We start from the raw sequence: 15,927 nt of genomic DNA on the forward strand, positions 1-15,927 counted from the left end.
AAACGCGCCCCCCAGGACGCGCTTTTCTGTGTCTCAATGGCAGCTTAGATCAGGCAGCTTCGGCCTGTGCAGCATTGCGGCGCTCGCTTTCTTCACGCGATAGTGCGACCGAAGTCCGCACGCCACGACCGACGAATTCCATCAGCCCTTCGACCACGCGCTCGTTCGGGTCGATCCCGGCGCAGGAAAGGACTTCACGGCCATCGCGAGAGCGCGCCCACCGCGCGATCTGCTCGGGGCCGTTCCCGTATTTCTTGTCGTCAGCGATGGCGTCGTCCAATGCGGCCAGCACCACGGCGGCAAAAAGTTTGCGTGCGCGGTTGCCTTGCTCGTTATTGTAAGCGGTGCCGTCAACGAAATCTCGCATCCCGTTTCCTTTGTTGTTCTTGCTATTGCAATTTCGGCGTGGCGCTCCTTATGACGGAACTATGACGATTCGGATAGCCCGTAGATGCATAGCTTTCATGCGATTTGTGCATAGCTTGCCGGGGGTGCCCACGAGATATCGTTGTCTTGCCAGCCGAGTCCACGCCAGATATAGGGGCAGTTAAGAGTTCATCAACCACCCGAGAGGGATTTTTCCGATGCCCAAGATCAACGGTAACGAAATCCGCCCTGGCAATGTTCTGGAGCACAACGACGGTCTGTGGGCCGCTGTGAAGGTCGATCACGTCAAACCCGGCAAGGGCGGCGCCTTTGCTCAGGTCGAACTGCGCAACCTGCGTAACGGCTCCAAGCTGAACGAGCGGTTCCGCAGCGCCGACAAGGTCGAACGTGTGCGCCTTGAGCAGAAAGACCAGCAATTCCTGTATGAAAACGACGGCATGCTCGTGTTCATGGACACCGAGACTTATGAGCAGATCGAACTGCCCGCCGATCTGCTGGGTGATCGTCGCCCGTTCCTGCAGGATGGCATGACCATCGTTGTCGAGTTCTACGAGTCCGAAGCTCTGAACGCCACCGTGCCGCAGAAGGTCACCTGTAAGATCGTCGAAACCGAGCCGGTTGTAAAAGGCCAGACGGCTGCGAATTCCTTCAAGCCCGCGATCCTTGATAACGGTGTCAAAGTCATGGTGCCGCCCTTCGTCGGTCAGGACGAGATGATCGTGGTGAACACCGAAACCATGGAATACTCCGAGCGCGCCTGATCCGGCCTGCTGCATTGACGCTATAATGCCCCGCGCAGTCCTGCGCGGGGTTTTCTTTTGCATAACGTCTTTGCGTTCTTTGCGGTCAGTCGAGCGATAGGCTGAAGCCGCAGACATCCATCATCTTGCCATAGGCCGCCGTGAACCCGGCGAGAGAGGCGCGGAAGATGGTGCGTCCGCCCGCCTCGATCACCATGCTGCTGCCCTTTTTCATGGCCTTCAGGACCGGCCGGTTGTTGGGCAGGTTGATCGCGGCCTCGGCGTGCGCAAGACCTTCATTCGTGAGCGTGACGAAGGCGGCGCCGGAAAAGATGGTGCCGGTGTCGACGCGGAACTGGATGACCTGACCGTCCTGCATCTGCGTGGTGTAATGGCGCGGCGCGGTTTCGCTGATCACCGGGTATGGATAGAAATCCGGCGGACCGACATCGCCGTCCGACACCTCAAGGCGCAGCACCGGGTCGCCATCGCCGCCGGTTGAGGCCGCACAGGTGCGGCGCAGGTCTTCGCCAGTGTCGATCTGTTCGCTCCAAACGCGCCAGTCCTTGTATTCCCAGTAATCGGCTGCACCTGCCTGCAAGGGCAGGCTGGTCAGGGCCAGCAGAAAAATCGCGCGCATGTGATAAATTCCCTCAGTGATACCCTCGCCGCCATAACATGCCGACGTCTGAGTATCTAAACCCAACAGGTTAAATGAGGCTTGCGTGCTATAAGGCCGCCTATTCGGACCAGGAGAGCCGGGCCTCGCCCGCCTGCAAGTCTTTGTCCCTGGCCCGGTCATAGCGCAGATAGGCAATCGCCTTGCCGCCGCTTTGCGTGAACAGGGTGCCTGCGGCCTTGTCCCCGGCGGTGATATCGGTGCCCACGGGGGCCGTGCCTTCGATCTCCACGACCTGCAGCCCCTTACGCAGCTCGGTCTTGTGTTTCATCCGGGCGGTCACCTCTTGCCCGACATAGCAGCCCTTGCGGAAATCGACCCCGTTCAGCGCCTCGAACCCGGCCTCAAGGATATAGCTGTCCGGCGTCAGTTCGACGCCGCTTTCGGGTATGCAATGGGCGATGCGCAGCGCATCCCAGTCGCTGCCGTCATCGCCGCCCTCGGCGCCATAAAGGCGCCAGCCCATATCTGGGTGGCGCGGATCGGAAAAGGCGCCTTCGGGGGCGGGGCCGGTGCCTCGGCGCACCTCCAGATCTGTGACCTCGATCTGAACATCGGCACGCAGGCGGTACATCGACAGGCGTTTCATCAGCCCTTCGGCCAGATCCGCGTCGACATCCAGCAGAACGTCCGCGCCGTCAGGGGCCAGAAAGAAATCGGCCAAATATTTGCCCTGCGGCGTCAGCATCGCGGCATAGACCAGCACGTTCTGGTCCAGTTTTGCGACATCGTTGGTGACCAGCCCCTGTAGGAAGTCACGGGTGTCGGGGCCGGACAGGCGAAGAATTGTGCGGGCACTCATGTCTGTTCTCCAGTTGATGGGGGCGGATCAGCAGATCACCATGTTCTTGTTTCAGCAAGTGATATAGAAATCACAGCCGAGTTGAACAGGAAACTGCCCATGCCCGCTCCGATCAGTATCGTGATCCCGACACTCAATTCCGAGGCGGAACTGCCCGGCTGCCTTGAGGCGCTGATGGAGGGGTTGGCCTCAGGACTGATCCGGGAGTTGGTGATCTCGGATGGCGGATCGCAGGATCACACGGCCACCATTGCCGAAGAGGTCGGTGCCGAACTGCTGAGCGGCGCGCCGTCGCGGGGCGGACAGCTGCGCCGGGGCTGCGAAGCGGCACAAGGCGACTGGCTGCTGATGCTGCACGCCGATACCCGACTGTCCGCGGGCTGGAGCGATGCGGTGTCCCGCCATCTGGAGCAGGGCGAAGGCAGGCCGGGGTATTTCCGCCTGGCGTTCCGGGCCCGGGGGCTGCGCCCCGCGCTGGTGGCAGGCTGGGCGAACCTGCGGGCGCGTCTGTTTGGTCTGCCCTATGGTGATCAGGGGTTGCTTGTGCGCCGCAGCGATTATGAGGCAGTGGGCGGCTACCCCGATCAGCCGCTGATGGAGGATGTAGCCCTGTCGCTGCGTCTGAAGGGGCTTGTCGAGATCCCGGTTCAGGCGCAGACCTCGGCCGCGCGATACGAGCGCGACGGCTGGCTGCGGCGCGGCGCCCGCAATCTCTGGACGCTCGCGCGCTATGCCCTTGGCGTCAGCCCAGAGCGACTGGCGCGGGCCTACCGCAAATAACCCTCTGCTTCTTTACCGGAAGACCCGGCGCCAGACACGCCGGAACAGGCCGGATTGATCCGCAGACTGCTGCGCCGCCAGAGGCTGCGCCATATTGAGGTCTTCGCGTTCTACCAGCGTCTTGCCGTCCTGGAATTGCAGGCGATAGAGATCGGCGTAGATCCCACCGCGCTCCAGCAGCTCGGCATGGGTGCCCTGATCCATCACCTCGCCGCGCTCCATCACCACGATCTTGTCCGCGTTGCGGATGGTGGACAGGCGGTGGGCGATGACCAGCGTGGTGCGCCCGCCCGACAGCCGGTCCAGCGCCTGCTGCACGACCTTTTCCGATTGCGCGTCCAGCGCCGAGGTCGCCTCGTCCAGCAGCAGCACCGGTGTGTCGCGTAGCAGGGCGCGCGCGATCACCACCCGCTGCCGCTGTCCCCCCGACAAGGCAGAGCCGCGCGGGCCAACAAGAGTCTCAAGACCATTGGCCAGCTTGGGCAGGAAGTCGGACACATGGGCGGCGTCCAGAACTTCTTTCAGGCGCTCCTCGCTGACATCCGTGCGTCCCAGAAGGATGTTTTCCCGCAGGGTTTCATCAAACAGCAGCGCCTCTTGCGAGACCACCGAGAATAGGCCGCGCAGGTCCTCGAAGGCGAGATCGCCCACCGGGGTGCCGCCAATCGTGACCAGTCCGGATTGCGGATCGACCAGCCTTGTCAGCAGGTTGAAAATGGTGGATTTACCGGCGCCCGAGGCCCCGACAAGCGCCGTGGTCTTGCCCGGCTCGGCGATCAGAGACAGGTCCTTCAGGATCGTGGTGTCACCATAGTTCAGCGTGACGTGATCCAAACGCACCTCGGGCAGGCCCTTTGGCGCGGCCACGGGTTTCACCGGCGGCAGCAGCTTGATCGGCGCGTCCAGCAACTCCTTGATGCGCTCCATCGCGGCGGCGGCGCTTTGCCAGGTACCGCTGATCGAGGCGAGGCGGCGCATCGGGTCAAAGGCTAGACCGATGGCGGTGAAGAAGCTCATGAACTGGCCGACAGTCTTTTCGCCGGTGATGATTTCCTGGCCGCCATAAAGAACTACGCCCATGACTCCGAGGCCGGCCATGATGTCGATCATGCCGGTGATCGAGGCAGTGCCGAAAGAGGCGCGCACTTCGGAGCGCACGAATTGGTCCATATGGGTGCTGAACCGGCGCGCCTGATACTGCTCCAGGCTGTTCAGCTTGATCGGCACGATGCCGTGGAAAATCTCGTCCAGCCGCGTCGCTAGCGAAGCACCAAGATCGCGTGCGGTGGCGGCTTTCTTGCGGACATAGCGTTGCAGCGCCGAGATCGGCAGCAACAACAGGGGCAGGCCGATTAGCATGATCGCGGTCCAGCGCCAGTCGACGCTGATGGCAACGCCAAGGACGGCCACCATCTGTGCCATGTCGCGGCCCGCACCGGTGATCAGCGCTTGCCAGACCTGATTGATCGCCATGACGTCGCTTTGAACGCGCTGGATCAGGAAGCCCGGCGGGTGCACCTGGTGAAAGGCTGGATCCTGACGGATCAGCCGGTCCAGCATGTCCTTGCGCATATGCGCAGCCGAGGTCTGCGAGATCTTCGACAGGATGACCTTTTGGCAGACGCTGGCGACACCGCGCAGGGAAAAGATGATCAGAAAGGCCAGGCTGACCCAGAACAGGGCGTCGGAATTTCCGGCGACAAAGACCAGATCGAACATCGGCTGCATCATGTAGCTGAGCGCACCAACAGTGCCGCCTTCGATCAGCATAAAGACCACCGCAAGGCCCAGCAGGCCCATGTAATGGCGCAGATAACCGCGCCACAGCCAGATGATCAGCTCTTTCGAGGAGGTGTGTTTGCGGGTCATGCAGGACGGTTCCGGCTGGTGTATTTGCAGGATGTGCGGGTCATGCGGCGCTTTCTGTTTTTGACCCGGGCCATTTAAGCAGCTGAGGCTTTAGGCGCAAGCTTTGCGCCATGCCCGGTTGATGGGCAGTCCCGCTGCACTGCACCCATTGTGGAATTGACCTTCCTCTGCCGCATTGTACTGTACCGGAAATTTGAGCGCGAACCGGCCCCAGGCCCAGGGTTCCATTGCAGGGAAGATCAAAAATGAGCGGGACTTTAAACCTATCGGCAGGGCGATCCTATCTGGCGATCCCGGGACCTTCGGTGATTCCGGATCAGGTGCTGCAGGCGATGCACCGTCCGTCACCCAATATCTACGCGGGCGAGCTGGTGGATATGACCGCGACACTGATCCCGGATCTACGCCGGGTGGCGCGCACGAAGCATCACGCGGCGATCTACATTTGCAACGGTCATGGCGCCTGGGAGGCTGCCCTTTCGAATGTGCTGCAGCCGGGGGACAAGGTGCTGGTCCCGTCCTCGGGGCGGTTTGCTATCGGTTGGTCGGAAATGGCTGAGGGGCTGGGCATTGACGTGGAGGTCATCGACTTTGGCAACCATGCGCCCTGGGATCTGGCCCGTGTGGCCGAGCGGCTGAAGGCGGATACCAGCCATCAGATCAAGGCGGTGCTGGGGGTGCATGTCGATACCTCCAGTTCGATCCGTAACGACGTACCCGGCCTGCGCGCGGTTCTGGATGCGGAGCAGCACCCGGCGCTGTTGATGGCCGATTGCATCGCCTCGCTGGGCTGTGACCGGTTCGAGATGGACGACTGGGGCGTCGATGTCATGGTCACCGGCAGCCAGAAGGGGCTGATGGTCCCGGCGGGGCTGGCCTTCGTGTTCTTCAACGACAAGGCCGCTGCGGTGCGCGCCGCGATGCCGCGGGTCAGCCGCTACTGGGACTGGACCCCGCGCGCCAACCCGGAAGAGTTCTACCAGTATTTCGGCGGCACCGCTCCGACCCACCATCTTTATGGGCTGCGGGCCTCGCTCGACATGATCCACGCCGAAGGGATCGAAAACGTCTGGGCACGGCATGCGCAGCTGGCCCGTGCGATCTGGGCGGCGTGTGAGGCCTGGGGGCAGGACGGACCCATGGCAATGAACGTGACCGATCCCGCGCTGCGCTCTCATGCGGTGACGGCACTGCGTCTGGGCGGATCGCGCGCGACGCAGCTGCGCGAGTGGCTGGAGCAGACCCTGGGGCTGACATTGGGGATCGGCCTTGGCATGGCGCCACCGCGCAGCCCGGAATGGCACGGGTTCTTCCGGCTGGGCCATATGGGCCACCTGAACGGTCACATGGTCATGGGGCTTCTGGGCGGTATCGAGGCGGGCCTGCGCGCCCTTGATATTCCCCACGGCGCCGGGGCGCTGGATGCGGCGGCTGCAGTTCTGTCCGAAGCCGGGCAAAAGGCGTCCTGAGAGGGCGTGAGCCAAAACAGTTGATCAGGCGGGGTCTTGTCCCCGTCTGAGGTCAGGCTCGCGTTTCAGGTTCTCATCTCGAGGCGCGTGATCATGTGGTTGATCAGCGCGGCCAGTAGCAACACGGGCACCATGCCGTAGAGCAGCCAGAGGGTGAAAAAGATCCACGGCATGTTGATGACGGCAAAACGCAGGGTGGTTTCCAGCAGATCCGGTGCCTGCGCCGCCGCCTGACGCGGCTGTTTCCGTGCGGTCTTGTCCTGTTGCATGATGCAGTTCCCAAACGCGATGTGACGTGGTTCGGGCTCAAGACTGACATAATTCAGTGAATGCGGCGTAAAGCCCCCTGCGGCCGGTCGGTCGCAGGGTTTTGGTCGATACCCTTCACTCAGGCTTGTCGGGCGCGCTCCAGCGCGATGGGCAGCGCCTTGGCAAAGGCATCCAGATCCTGGGGACGGCCACAGCTGACACGGATGCAACGGTTTTGCGGCGCGGCGAAGGGCATGCGTACAAAAACGCCCTGATCCACCAGGCCGTCCAGTACCGCCTTGGCAAAGGCTCCGTCCTGTCCGCAATCAATAGCAACGAAATTGGTGGCCGAGGGCAGGGCAGTCAGCCCGTTCTCACTGGCGATCTCTCCAATGCGGGTCCGGGCCACTGCGATCTCATTCGTCACATGCGCAAGCCAGTCCTGATCCAGCAGCGCCGCCAATGCACCCGCTTGCGCCATCCGGTTCATGCCGAAATGGTTGCGCACCTTGTTGAAGGCCGAAATCAGATCCGCCTGCGCCATGGCATAGCCAACGCGGGCGCCCGCCATGCCATAGGCCTTGGAAAAGGTGCGCATGCGGATGACGCGGGTATCGTTGATGTCGACCGGCGCTGCGGTGCCTTCGGGCGCGCATTCCACATAGGCTTCGTCCAGCAACAGCAGGCAGCCATCGGGCAGGTGATCCAGTGCGGCAACGATATCGGCGCCGCTGTGCCAGCTGCCCATCGGGTTGTCGGGGTTGGCAAGGTAGACCAGCTTGGCATCGACCTCCGCAGCCTTGGCAAACAGGGCCTCGGGATCTTCGTGGTCGTCGCGATAGGGGACCGTGTGCAGCGTGCCGCCAAAGCCCGCGACGTGGTAATTAAATGTCGGATAGGCGCCCAGCGATGTCACCACGTGATCGCCGCTGGTCACCAGCATGCGTACCAGATAGCCGAGCAGCCCGTCGATGCCCTCGCCGACCAGAATATTCTCGGGTGCGACGCCGTGGAACCTCGCGAGTTCCATGCGCAGATCATAGCTTTGCGCGTCGCCGTATTTCCAAATCTCGCCCGCTTCGGCCTGCATCGCGGCAATCGCCTTGGGCGAGGGGCCAAAGATGTTCTCATTGGCGCCAAGGCGGGCGACAAAGGGCGCGCCGCGCTCACGCTCCTGCGTTTCGGGGCCAACAAAGGGCACGGTTGCAGGCAGGGACTGGGTAAGCGGGGTATAACGAGGTGTGGTCATGCGGGCAGATAACGTGAACCGGCCCGCCGCATCAAGTGGGCATGGCGGCAGCGAATGTCGCAGGTTCTGCGGGTGGCAAGCCTTGCAGAGGGCGCCCGGGCAGCGCAGACTGGCGCCAGTTTTGGGAGAATTTAACGATGCGCATTTTTCTGGGCGTGCTGGCGCTGGGGCTGGCCTACCTTCTGTTCTGGCCGGTACCGGTCGAACCTGTGTCCTATGACCCGCCCAAGGGGCCGGGATTTACCGGAGAGTTTGAGGAAAACACCGCCCTTGAGGGCGCGCAAAAGGTGGTCCTGCCCAATGGCGCCATCGGTCCCGAAGATCTGGCGGTGATGCCGGATGGGACGGTCTACACCACCGATCTGGACGGGAACCTTTATCGCATTGATGGCGACCAACCCGAACTGGTGGAGGCGCTGGGCGGGCGGCCGCTGGGGCTGAAGGCCGGGCCGGATGGCGCGCTTTATATCGCCGACAGTTTCCGTGGCATCATGCGCTGGAGTGGCCCCGGCACGCTGGAAACCCTGGTGAGCGAGATTGACGGTGCCCCGGTGATCTATGCCAACCAATTGGATGTGGCGCGCGATGGCACGATCTATTTCTCCAATTCCTCGGACCGGTTCGACCCGGAGACCATGGGCGGCACCAAACCCACCTCGGTGCTGACCGTCTGGGAACAGTCCGACACGGGCTACGTGGCCCGCCGCATCCCCGATGGCACGGTTGAGAAGATCGCCACCGGGTTTGTCTATACCAACGGTGTTGCCCTGTCGCCGGATGAGGATTTCCTGCTGATCAATGAAACAGGCCGCGCCCGGGTGCACCGGTTGTGGTTGACCGGTCCCAACGCCGGGCAGCAGGAACTGTTTCTCGGCAATCTGCCGGGCTATCCGGATAACCTTGAGGCGCAGGGTGATGGCACCTTCTGGCTGGCCTTTGCAAGCCCGCGCGTGCCGTCCGAAGTGCTGATGCCCTATCCCTTCCTGCGCAAGGTGCTGTGGCGGCTGGGACCGAAGGTGCGCCCGGCGCCGATCCATCGCGGCATGATCATGCAGTTCGATGCGGATGGTAACATTCTACGCACCCTTCAGGATCCTGCGGGCGGGCTGGGGATCACCACTGGCGGGCGCATTGTCGGCGACCAGCTTTACGTGATGACGCTAGACAGTGACAGTTTCGCGCGGCTGCCGGTGACGGATCTGCCGCCGATCCGGCCCTAGGGGGGGTCGGCTCGGTCCAATCTGCCCCGGCGTTAGTCTGGATCGCGGCGGCGTTGCGGTGCAGTCTGGCGCAAACCGAAAGCAGGAGGAGCCGCAGATGGCACGGGTATCCGTCGAGTACAAAGACCACATCGCCCATGTGACGCTGACGCGCGGGGACAAGATGAACGCGCTGGACGACGAGATGATCAAGGGGATCATCGCCGCTGGGCACGAGGTCGCCGCCTCCAAGGCGCGGGCCGTGGTGCTGGCGGGGGAGGGTAAGGCGTTTTGCGCCGGGCTTGACCTGATGAGCTTTGCCAAGATGGGGCAGATGGATCCCGAAGAGTGGCTGATGGCCCGCAGCTTTGACGATGCCAACGAGGTGCAGGAGGTCGCGATGGCCTGGCGCCGGGTACCGGTGCCGGTGATTGCGGCCGTGCAGGGCGTCTGCTTTGGCGGCGGTTTGCAACTGGCGCTGGGCGCGGATATCCGCATTGCTGCGCCGGATGCGCGGTTTTCGGTGATGGAGATGAAATGGGGCATCGTCCCCGACATGGGCGGCATGGCGCTGTTGCCCCGGCTGTTGCGCTCGGACGTGCTGCGACGCCTGACCTATACCGCCGAAGTGTTCGAGGCTCCGCAGGCGTTGGACTGGGGGCTAGTGACCGAAGTCTCCGACGATCCCCTTGCCTCTGCGCAGGCGCTGGCGGCAGAGATCGCAGGCAAGAACCCCGAAGGCATCCGCGCGGCCAAACGGCTGATCGGTGTGGCCGAAACCGCCGATCAGGCCACAGTGCTGATGGAGGAAAGCCGCGAGCAGGTGGCCCTGATTGGCACGCCCAACCAGATGGAGGCCATCGCAGCGCAGATGCAGAAACGCCCGCCGCAGTTCAAGGACTGATAGGCGCGCCCTGAGGCGGCAACGGCGCCTTGTGCAACAGCTTGGGCCAGATGGCATTGACCGCGGTGAGATCCTGAACCCCGAGCCCGGACAGGCAGGCGATGCTTGTCCGCTCAGGGTTCTTGCAAGTGCCTGCCTTAAGCGCCGCGCCGACCTCGGTCAGATCCGTCGCCGCCATCAGTCCGGATCGGATCGCAAGGTGCGGCGCGCCAAAAGCCAGGCCTGATGCGTGCGCATCGACAAAGACCTGTGCCTGCGACAGGGCCACGGGATCAATTTCGCATTTCGTTTCGTCGTCTGATCCGACCGAAGTGATATGTTGGCCGGGGCTGAGCCAATCGGCATGGATCAGCGGCTGTTTTGCCCCGGTGGCGGTCAGGATCACATCGGAGGACCGGGCGGCCTGTTCCAGATCATCGGCGACCTCAAACCGCACCCTGGCAAATTGTGCCTGCAACTTATCCACCAGCGCCTGCGCCTTTGCCCGCACCCGCCCCCAGACCTGAACCGAGGTCACGGGACGTACCAAAAGCAGCGCCTCAACCTGCAGCCGCGCCTGCGTGCCGGTGCCGATGACGACGGCGTGTTGCGCCCTGTCGGCGACCAGAAGATCGGTCACGACCGCGCCAGCGGCGGCGGTCCGGTAATCCGAGATCAGATGATCATCTTGCAGGATAGCAACTGGCCTGCAGGTCTGGCTGTCGAACACCACAATCATTCCGCTCGACGGCGGTGCGCCGATGTTGGCGAGATCCTGCGACCATCCCGCCATCTTCACGGTGAAAATGGGGCAGCCTGCAAGCGTCGCGGATTTCACATGAATGTCTGCGCCCGGTGATGGGTAGAGCACCTGCACAGGCGCTGTTGCCGTCCCTTCGGACAGCGCGCGAAAGGCCTGTTTCGCGGAGGGGATCAGATCCGCGACAGACATATGGGGACGAATATCCTCTGCGGTGTAGATCGGGATCATGGCGCGCTGATCTCTCCGGTTCCGACAAAGGCAACCTCGCCCGCAACGGTGACATGGTTGATGGCATCAGGGGTGCCATAGGGGGTCACGAGCAGGGCGCTGGGCCGTCCGATGTAGTGGCCTTGCGTCAGGGTAAAGGTGTGGTCCGCCTGCGCCAGTCCGTGTTTCAATGCATAGGCGCCGATGACACCAGCGGCACTGCCGGTGGCGACGTCCTCAAGCAGACCGTCGTTGTTCCAGTGGCGGCCTTCGAAGGTTTCCGTGTCGAAAAGATAGGCGAATTCGGCGCCAACGGTCCGCAGCCTGTCCTCAAGGTCGGGAACCATGATCCGGGCCTCACGTAGTCCGCCGGTCACAGGGACCACAAGGTACTTCAACCCGGTCGATATGATCTCAAGCGGCAGGGGCGACAGGTCACCAGTGGACAGGTTGAAGGCTTCGGCGAAGGCGGTGCGGCTGTTGTTCGGCGCGGTGCCTAGGAAATCGGGCTGTCCCTGATCCAGCGTTCCGAAATAGCGTCCGGCGCGGGACATGGTGGTCACGCGCACTGTTCGGCCGCCCTGCAGGGTGAAGGTCCAGGTTTTTTGCCCGGGCGCCCCGCATTGCATATGAAGGCTACAGGCCGCTCCGATGATCGGATGGCCAGCAAAAGGCAGTTCCTCGCTCAGGTCAAAGACCCGCGCTTCGATCCGGCCTTCGGTTTCCGTCAGGAAGATGGATTCGAAATGGCGCAGCTCTTGCGTCATGGTCAGCATCTGTGCGGCGCTGAGGCCCGCACTATCGGGAAAAACTGCAAGACTGTTGCCGGAGTAGGGGCGGGATGCGAAGACATCACAATGGACAAAGTTGTAAGAGCGGTTGCGCTGTGACATGACTGACCTGCATAGCGGAGAATCTATATAGATGATTGACTATACGTCTGCTGATTTGCTGTCAACGGCCGCCGCGTTGAAGGCGCTGGCCAATGAGAACCGGCTGCAAATTCTGCACTGGCTCAGCGATCCGGAGCGGCATTTTCCGCCACAGGAGGATGGTGATCTGGTAAGGGACGGGGTCTGTGTAGGGTTCATCACCGAGAAGATCGGGCTGCGACAGCCGACGGTGACGAACCATATGCGCGTCCTGCAAGAGGCCGGGCTGGTGACCAGCAAGAAGATCAAGAACTGGGTGTTTTACAAACTGGTCCGTAGCCGGGCCGATGCCATCCTGGCCGACGCCGCCCACCTGTGGGAAGAACCGGAATAGGCCACAAGCCACAAGGGCAGTGATCGCACTGCGGGATATTGAGACGGATCAAGGACGCCGGGAGGGAAACCGATCAGACAAGGCCTATGAAATCGCTATTTCTCATACTGCTTTACGTTGCAGTGGTCATATCGCCGCTTGTGGTCTCTGCGATCTTCGGGGGACCGCCGCGCTCTCTCGGGGCCGAACTGGGCACCGGGCTGGGGATGCTCGCCTATGCCATGATCCTGGCCGAATTCGTCTTGTCTGGCCGGTTCAGGCGCGTGTCGTCCGAGATCGGTATGGATGTGACCATGCGGTTTCATCAGGTCATGGCGCGGGTGGCGCTGGTGTTTGCGCTGCTGCATCCGTTTTTCTACGGCGGCAGCCTTGTCGGCGGGCAACGGCCCTGGGATCAGACGCGGGTTTTGACCGTGACGACCGATTTTTCCGCCCTGTCGACTGGGATTGTCGCCTTCCTGCTGCTACCCGCACTGGTGGCGTTGGCTGCCTTTCGCACGCAGCTGGACTACAAGTACGAGACCTGGCGCCTGATGCACGGGGTTGGCGCGGTGCTGATCGCCGGTGCCTTGCTGCATCATGCTCTGGCAGCGGGGCGCTACAGTGCTGACCCTGCGATGGTCTGGCTCTGGGGTGGGATGACCGCCGTGGCGGTGGGGTCGCTGGTCTGGGTCTATGTGATTGAGCCGCTGCGGGCGCGGCCCTGGCGGGTGGCCGAGATCAAACGCCTGACGCCCCGGCAATGGGGCCTGACCCTGAGGCCGGAAGGGCACGATGGGCTGCGCTACAAGGCCGGGCAGTTTGCCTGGCTGAACATTGGTCACTCGGCCTTCTCGCTTGATGAAAACCCGTTCTCGATCAGCTCCGCCCCGGCTGCGGGGGCAGAGGTGTCTTTCGTGATCAAGGAGCTTGGCGATTTCACCGGTTCTCTGGACCAGGTGAAGCCGGGTATGCGCGCCTATCTGGATGGTCCCTATGGCAGCATGTCCGTGGAGGGGCGGGCAGAGCCGGGGATTGCATTGATCGCGGGTGGCGTCGGGATCGCACCGATGCTGAGCATTCTGAACCAGCTGCGCCTGACCGGGGATTCGCGCCGGGTCCGGTTGATCTATGGCAACCGCCTAGAAGAGAAGATCGTGTTCCGGGAGGATCTGCAGCGCGAGGATACGATTCTGGTACTGTCAGAGCCACCTGTGGGCTGGCAGGGGGAGACTGGGATGATCGGCCCAGACCTGTTGGATGGGAGTTTCACGGATGATGAGTTTGCAGAGTGGCTGTTCATCCTTTGCGGGCCGCCGATCATGATGGATACGGTCGAGGATCACCTGATCGCACGTGGCGTCTCATCCGGCCGGATCCTGTCAGAAAGGTTCGACTATGGCTGAGTTCCTGCGAAACCGACCAATGCGGCGCCGGGTGGCTCTGGCGATCCGGGCGGTGGTCATTGTGACCCTGTTGGCGCTGCTGGTCTTTGTCCTGCGATAGGGTGGAATGCCCTTGTCAGTCCAGATCCGTCCAGGGCCAGGGTTTGACCTTGCTGGCGGCGGTCTGATAGCGCGCCGCCTTTGCGACCCAGATGCCAAGGTCCGTGCCGAACTCCGCCAGCCGTTCGTTTGGCTGCTTGTTGTTGAGCAACATCACCACGAACTGAATGACAGTCACCACGCCCAGCACCGTCTGCGCCAGTGAGATCAGGACGGCGATGATCAGCATGTAGATCAGCCGTGTCAGCAGGCCATCCTCGCCCTCGGGTTCAAATTGTTCGCCGTGCAGACGGCCATCAATCTTGTCGTCGTCACTCTGTGCCATCGTAAATCCCGCTGGGTGGTTCCTGCTGCAAATCATCATGCCCGTGGCTGTTGCCCGGAGCTGCAATACTAGAAACAGGATTTCACATCCGGGACAAAAGGAAAAGGCCGCGCCTGATATCAGACGCGGCCCGGATCTTTTGCTGTTAGCGCGCCTTACAGCGACGCGTCATAGATCTTGGAAATATTCGCGCCAAGGGCGGCATTATACTCCGCATCGCTCATCGACACATTCAGACCTTCGGTCAGCGCGCGGCTGAAGGAGGCGATCATCTTGGGGTTCTGGGACAGTTTCGCGCAGGCATCGTCGGTGCTGTAGCCGCCGGAGAGGGCAACAACGCGCACCACCTCGGGGTGGTCGGCCAGATCATCATAAAGACCGGCTTCATTCGGGATGGTCAGCTTCAGCGCAACCTTGGTGCCGCTCGGCAGGGCGTCGAGCGCGGCTTTCAGCTCGGTCTTCAGGATGGCTTCGGCTTCGGCCTTGGTCGCGGAGTGGATATCGACCTCGGGCTCGATGATCGGAACCAGTCCGGCGGCGGCGATCTGCTTGCCCACTTCGAACTGCTGGGCGACCACATTCTTGATGCCGGTCTCGTTGGCTTCCTTGATGACCGAGCGCATCTTGGTGCCGAAGATCCCCGCTGCCACGGCCCGCGCCAGAAGCGCGTCCAGATCAGGCATCGGTTTCATCATCTGGGCGCCGTCCTGTTCGTCGGCCAGACCCTTGTCCACCTTCAGAAAGGGCACTACGCCGCATTTTTCCCACAGGTAGGTGGGGACCTGAATGCCATCAATTGCATTGTCCATCGTCTTTTCGAACAGGATCGCGCCAAGGATCTTGTCGCTGTTGAAATCCGGCGCGGTGATGATCCGGGCGCGCATTTTCTGGATCTCGCCAAACATCTCATCATCGTTCGAATAGGCGTCTTCCATCACACCATAAAGCGCCAGCGCCTTGGGGGTGGAGCCGCCCGACTGATCCAATGCGGCGATGAAGCCCTTGCCCTTTGCAATACGGTCAAACTGTTCCTGCTTGGTGGACGTCTCTTGCGCCATGGGTCGGGATCTCCGCGAATATCTGTTGGACTATTTCCAACCGTCTATACCGTGCCCGTGAACAGAAACAACTGGCCTGTCATACGGTTGCGCTAACAGTGTGAGCGATTGCGCTAACGGAAGAAGGATTTACGCGCATCCCGCGCCATGCCCCAGCGCAGTTCCAGATCCGCGATACGGGCCATGGCTGCGCGGCGCTCCTCTGCATCGGTCAGTGTGGCATATTCCGCCCGGGCTGCGTCGAGTTCTTTCTTGAGCGTGAATTCTTCGGGAACCGCGCCTGCCTCGGCCATCACCCGCAATCCCGCCGCTAAACCGGGATCAACCAGTTCCTGTCCGGTGCGGTCGGGGAGGGGTTTGCCTTCGCCCTCAAGCCCAGAGAGCTGCCCCCGGGCATTGGCCGAGCGGATCTGATCTTCGATGAGTTTGCGAAAGGCCCGTATCATGAGTGGCAGAATGGGGTGGGCCGCAGCCAGTTGCAAGAACGGTATAGTGTCGCGGCGACAGTGCAGGGTGAA

Annotated in this window: 18 protein-coding genes; 7 read left to right on the top strand and 11 right to left on the bottom strand. The window is 62.2% G+C overall.

The features are described from left to right. Window positions 1-49 precede the first annotated feature (49 nt). Window positions 50-367: a DUF6280 family protein gene (locus SM765_RS14840; protein ID WP_065270891.1), complete on the bottom strand. Its 318-nt coding sequence runs from the start codon at window positions 365-367 to the stop codon at window positions 50-52. A 217-nt stretch (window positions 368-584) separates the two neighbouring features. On the opposite strand from SM765_RS14840, the gene efp reads away from it, so the two are divergent. Continuing rightward, a complete protein-coding gene (gene efp, locus SM765_RS14845) occupies window positions 585-1,148 on the top strand; it encodes an elongation factor P (RefSeq protein ID WP_065270890.1) in 564 nt (187 codons plus the stop codon). Window positions 1,149-1,233: 85 nt separating this feature from the next. Here efp and SM765_RS14850 read toward each other — a convergent pair whose 3' ends face one another. Together SM765_RS14850 and ygfZ are read right to left on the bottom strand one after the other, a co-directional pair. Next, on the bottom strand, window positions 1,234-1,767 hold the full coding sequence (locus tag SM765_RS14850; RefSeq protein ID WP_274836010.1) for an invasion associated locus B family protein: 534 nt from the start codon (window positions 1,765-1,767) through the stop codon (window positions 1,234-1,236). 100 nt (window positions 1,768-1,867) lie between these two features. After that, window positions 1,868-2,608 (bottom strand): CAF17-like 4Fe-4S cluster assembly/insertion protein YgfZ, encoded by a 741-nt coding sequence (gene ygfZ / locus SM765_RS14855; RefSeq protein ID WP_274836009.1) that lies wholly within the window; start codon window positions 2,606-2,608, stop codon window positions 1,868-1,870. Between the two features lie 99 nt (window positions 2,609-2,707). Between ygfZ and SM765_RS14860 the strand changes: the two genes are divergently transcribed. After that, window positions 2,708-3,388, top strand: coding sequence for a TIGR04283 family arsenosugar biosynthesis glycosyltransferase (locus SM765_RS14860; RefSeq protein WP_274836008.1), 681 nt, complete (start codon window positions 2,708-2,710; stop codon window positions 3,386-3,388). Between the two features lie 12 nt (window positions 3,389-3,400). On the opposite strand, the gene SM765_RS14865 is transcribed toward SM765_RS14860, so the two are convergent. Then, window positions 3,401-5,257, bottom strand: coding sequence for an ABC transporter ATP-binding protein (locus SM765_RS14865; protein WP_065270886.1), 1,857 nt, complete (start codon window positions 5,255-5,257; stop codon window positions 3,401-3,403). Between the two features lie 245 nt (window positions 5,258-5,502). Between SM765_RS14865 and SM765_RS14870 the strand changes: the two genes are divergently transcribed. Then, window positions 5,503-6,726 (top strand): pyridoxal-phosphate-dependent aminotransferase family protein, encoded by a 1,224-nt coding sequence (locus SM765_RS14870; RefSeq protein WP_274832428.1) that lies wholly within the window; start codon window positions 5,503-5,505, stop codon window positions 6,724-6,726. A 65-nt stretch (window positions 6,727-6,791) separates the two neighbouring features. On the opposite strand, the gene SM765_RS14875 is transcribed toward SM765_RS14870, so the two are convergent. After that, complete coding sequence (locus SM765_RS14875; RefSeq protein ID WP_274828273.1) at window positions 6,792-6,995, bottom strand: histidinol phosphate aminotransferase; 204 nt, start codon at window positions 6,993-6,995, stop codon at window positions 6,792-6,794. A gap of 119 nt (window positions 6,996-7,114) precedes the next feature. Continuing rightward, window positions 7,115-8,224, bottom strand: a complete 1,110-nt coding sequence (locus SM765_RS14880; protein WP_274838311.1) for a pyridoxal phosphate-dependent aminotransferase — start codon at window positions 8,222-8,224, stop codon at window positions 7,115-7,117. Window positions 8,225-8,361: 137 nt separating this feature from the next. On the opposite strand from SM765_RS14880, the gene SM765_RS14885 reads away from it, so the two are divergent. Together SM765_RS14885 and SM765_RS14890 are read left to right on the top strand one after the other, a co-directional pair. Further along, on the top strand, window positions 8,362-9,444 hold the full coding sequence (locus SM765_RS14885; RefSeq protein WP_274836005.1) for an SMP-30/gluconolactonase/LRE family protein: 1,083 nt from the start codon (window positions 8,362-8,364) through the stop codon (window positions 9,442-9,444). 97 nt (window positions 9,445-9,541) lie between these two features. Next, window positions 9,542-10,327, top strand: a complete 786-nt coding sequence (locus tag SM765_RS14890; RefSeq protein WP_274836003.1) for a crotonase/enoyl-CoA hydratase family protein — start codon at window positions 9,542-9,544, stop codon at window positions 10,325-10,327. Here the strand turns inward: SM765_RS14890 and SM765_RS14895 are convergent. Then, window positions 10,317-11,297 (bottom strand): ornithine cyclodeaminase family protein, encoded by a 981-nt coding sequence (locus SM765_RS14895; protein WP_274838310.1) that lies wholly within the window; start codon window positions 11,295-11,297, stop codon window positions 10,317-10,319. The two genes, SM765_RS14890 and SM765_RS14895, sit on opposite strands and share 11 nt — an antisense overlap. Next, window positions 11,294-12,169 carry a PhzF family phenazine biosynthesis protein gene (locus SM765_RS14900; protein WP_274838309.1) on the bottom strand — a complete coding sequence of 292 codons (876 nt, stop codon included), beginning with the start codon at window positions 12,167-12,169 and terminating at the stop codon, window positions 11,294-11,296. The genes SM765_RS14895 and SM765_RS14900 overlap by 4 nt, the downstream gene beginning before the upstream one ends. Window positions 12,170-12,200: 31 nt before the next feature. Here SM765_RS14900 and SM765_RS14905 point away from each other — a divergent pair, with 31 nt between their 5' ends. Both SM765_RS14905 and SM765_RS14910 read left to right on the top strand, forming a co-directional pair. Continuing rightward, window positions 12,201-12,542, top strand: a complete 342-nt coding sequence (locus SM765_RS14905; protein ID WP_274838308.1) for an ArsR/SmtB family transcription factor — start codon at window positions 12,201-12,203, stop codon at window positions 12,540-12,542. Between the two features lie 86 nt (window positions 12,543-12,628). Next, window positions 12,629-13,927, top strand: a complete 1,299-nt coding sequence (locus SM765_RS14910; protein ID WP_274838307.1) for a ferredoxin reductase family protein — start codon at window positions 12,629-12,631, stop codon at window positions 13,925-13,927. A gap of 115 nt (window positions 13,928-14,042) precedes the next feature. Here SM765_RS14910 and SM765_RS14915 read toward each other — a convergent pair whose 3' ends face one another. The 3 genes from SM765_RS14915 to SM765_RS14925 form a co-directional block, all read right to left on the bottom strand. Next, window positions 14,043-14,351 (bottom strand): DUF4389 domain-containing protein, encoded by a 309-nt coding sequence (locus SM765_RS14915; RefSeq protein ID WP_065270877.1) that lies wholly within the window; start codon window positions 14,349-14,351, stop codon window positions 14,043-14,045. Between the two features lie 155 nt (window positions 14,352-14,506). Continuing rightward, window positions 14,507-15,409: a fructose bisphosphate aldolase gene (locus SM765_RS14920; RefSeq protein ID WP_274838306.1), complete on the bottom strand. Its 903-nt coding sequence runs from the start codon at window positions 15,407-15,409 to the stop codon at window positions 14,507-14,509. A gap of 113 nt (window positions 15,410-15,522) precedes the next feature. Next, window positions 15,523-15,855: a DnaJ family domain-containing protein gene (locus tag SM765_RS14925; protein ID WP_274828281.1), complete on the bottom strand. Its 333-nt coding sequence runs from the start codon at window positions 15,853-15,855 to the stop codon at window positions 15,523-15,525. Window positions 15,856-15,927: the final 72 nt, after the last annotated feature.

Source organism: Pseudophaeobacter sp. 1A09344 (assembly GCF_041008745.1).
Taxonomy (GTDB): Bacteria; Pseudomonadota; Alphaproteobacteria; order Rhodobacterales; family Rhodobacteraceae; genus Phycobacter; species Phycobacter gallaeciensis_A.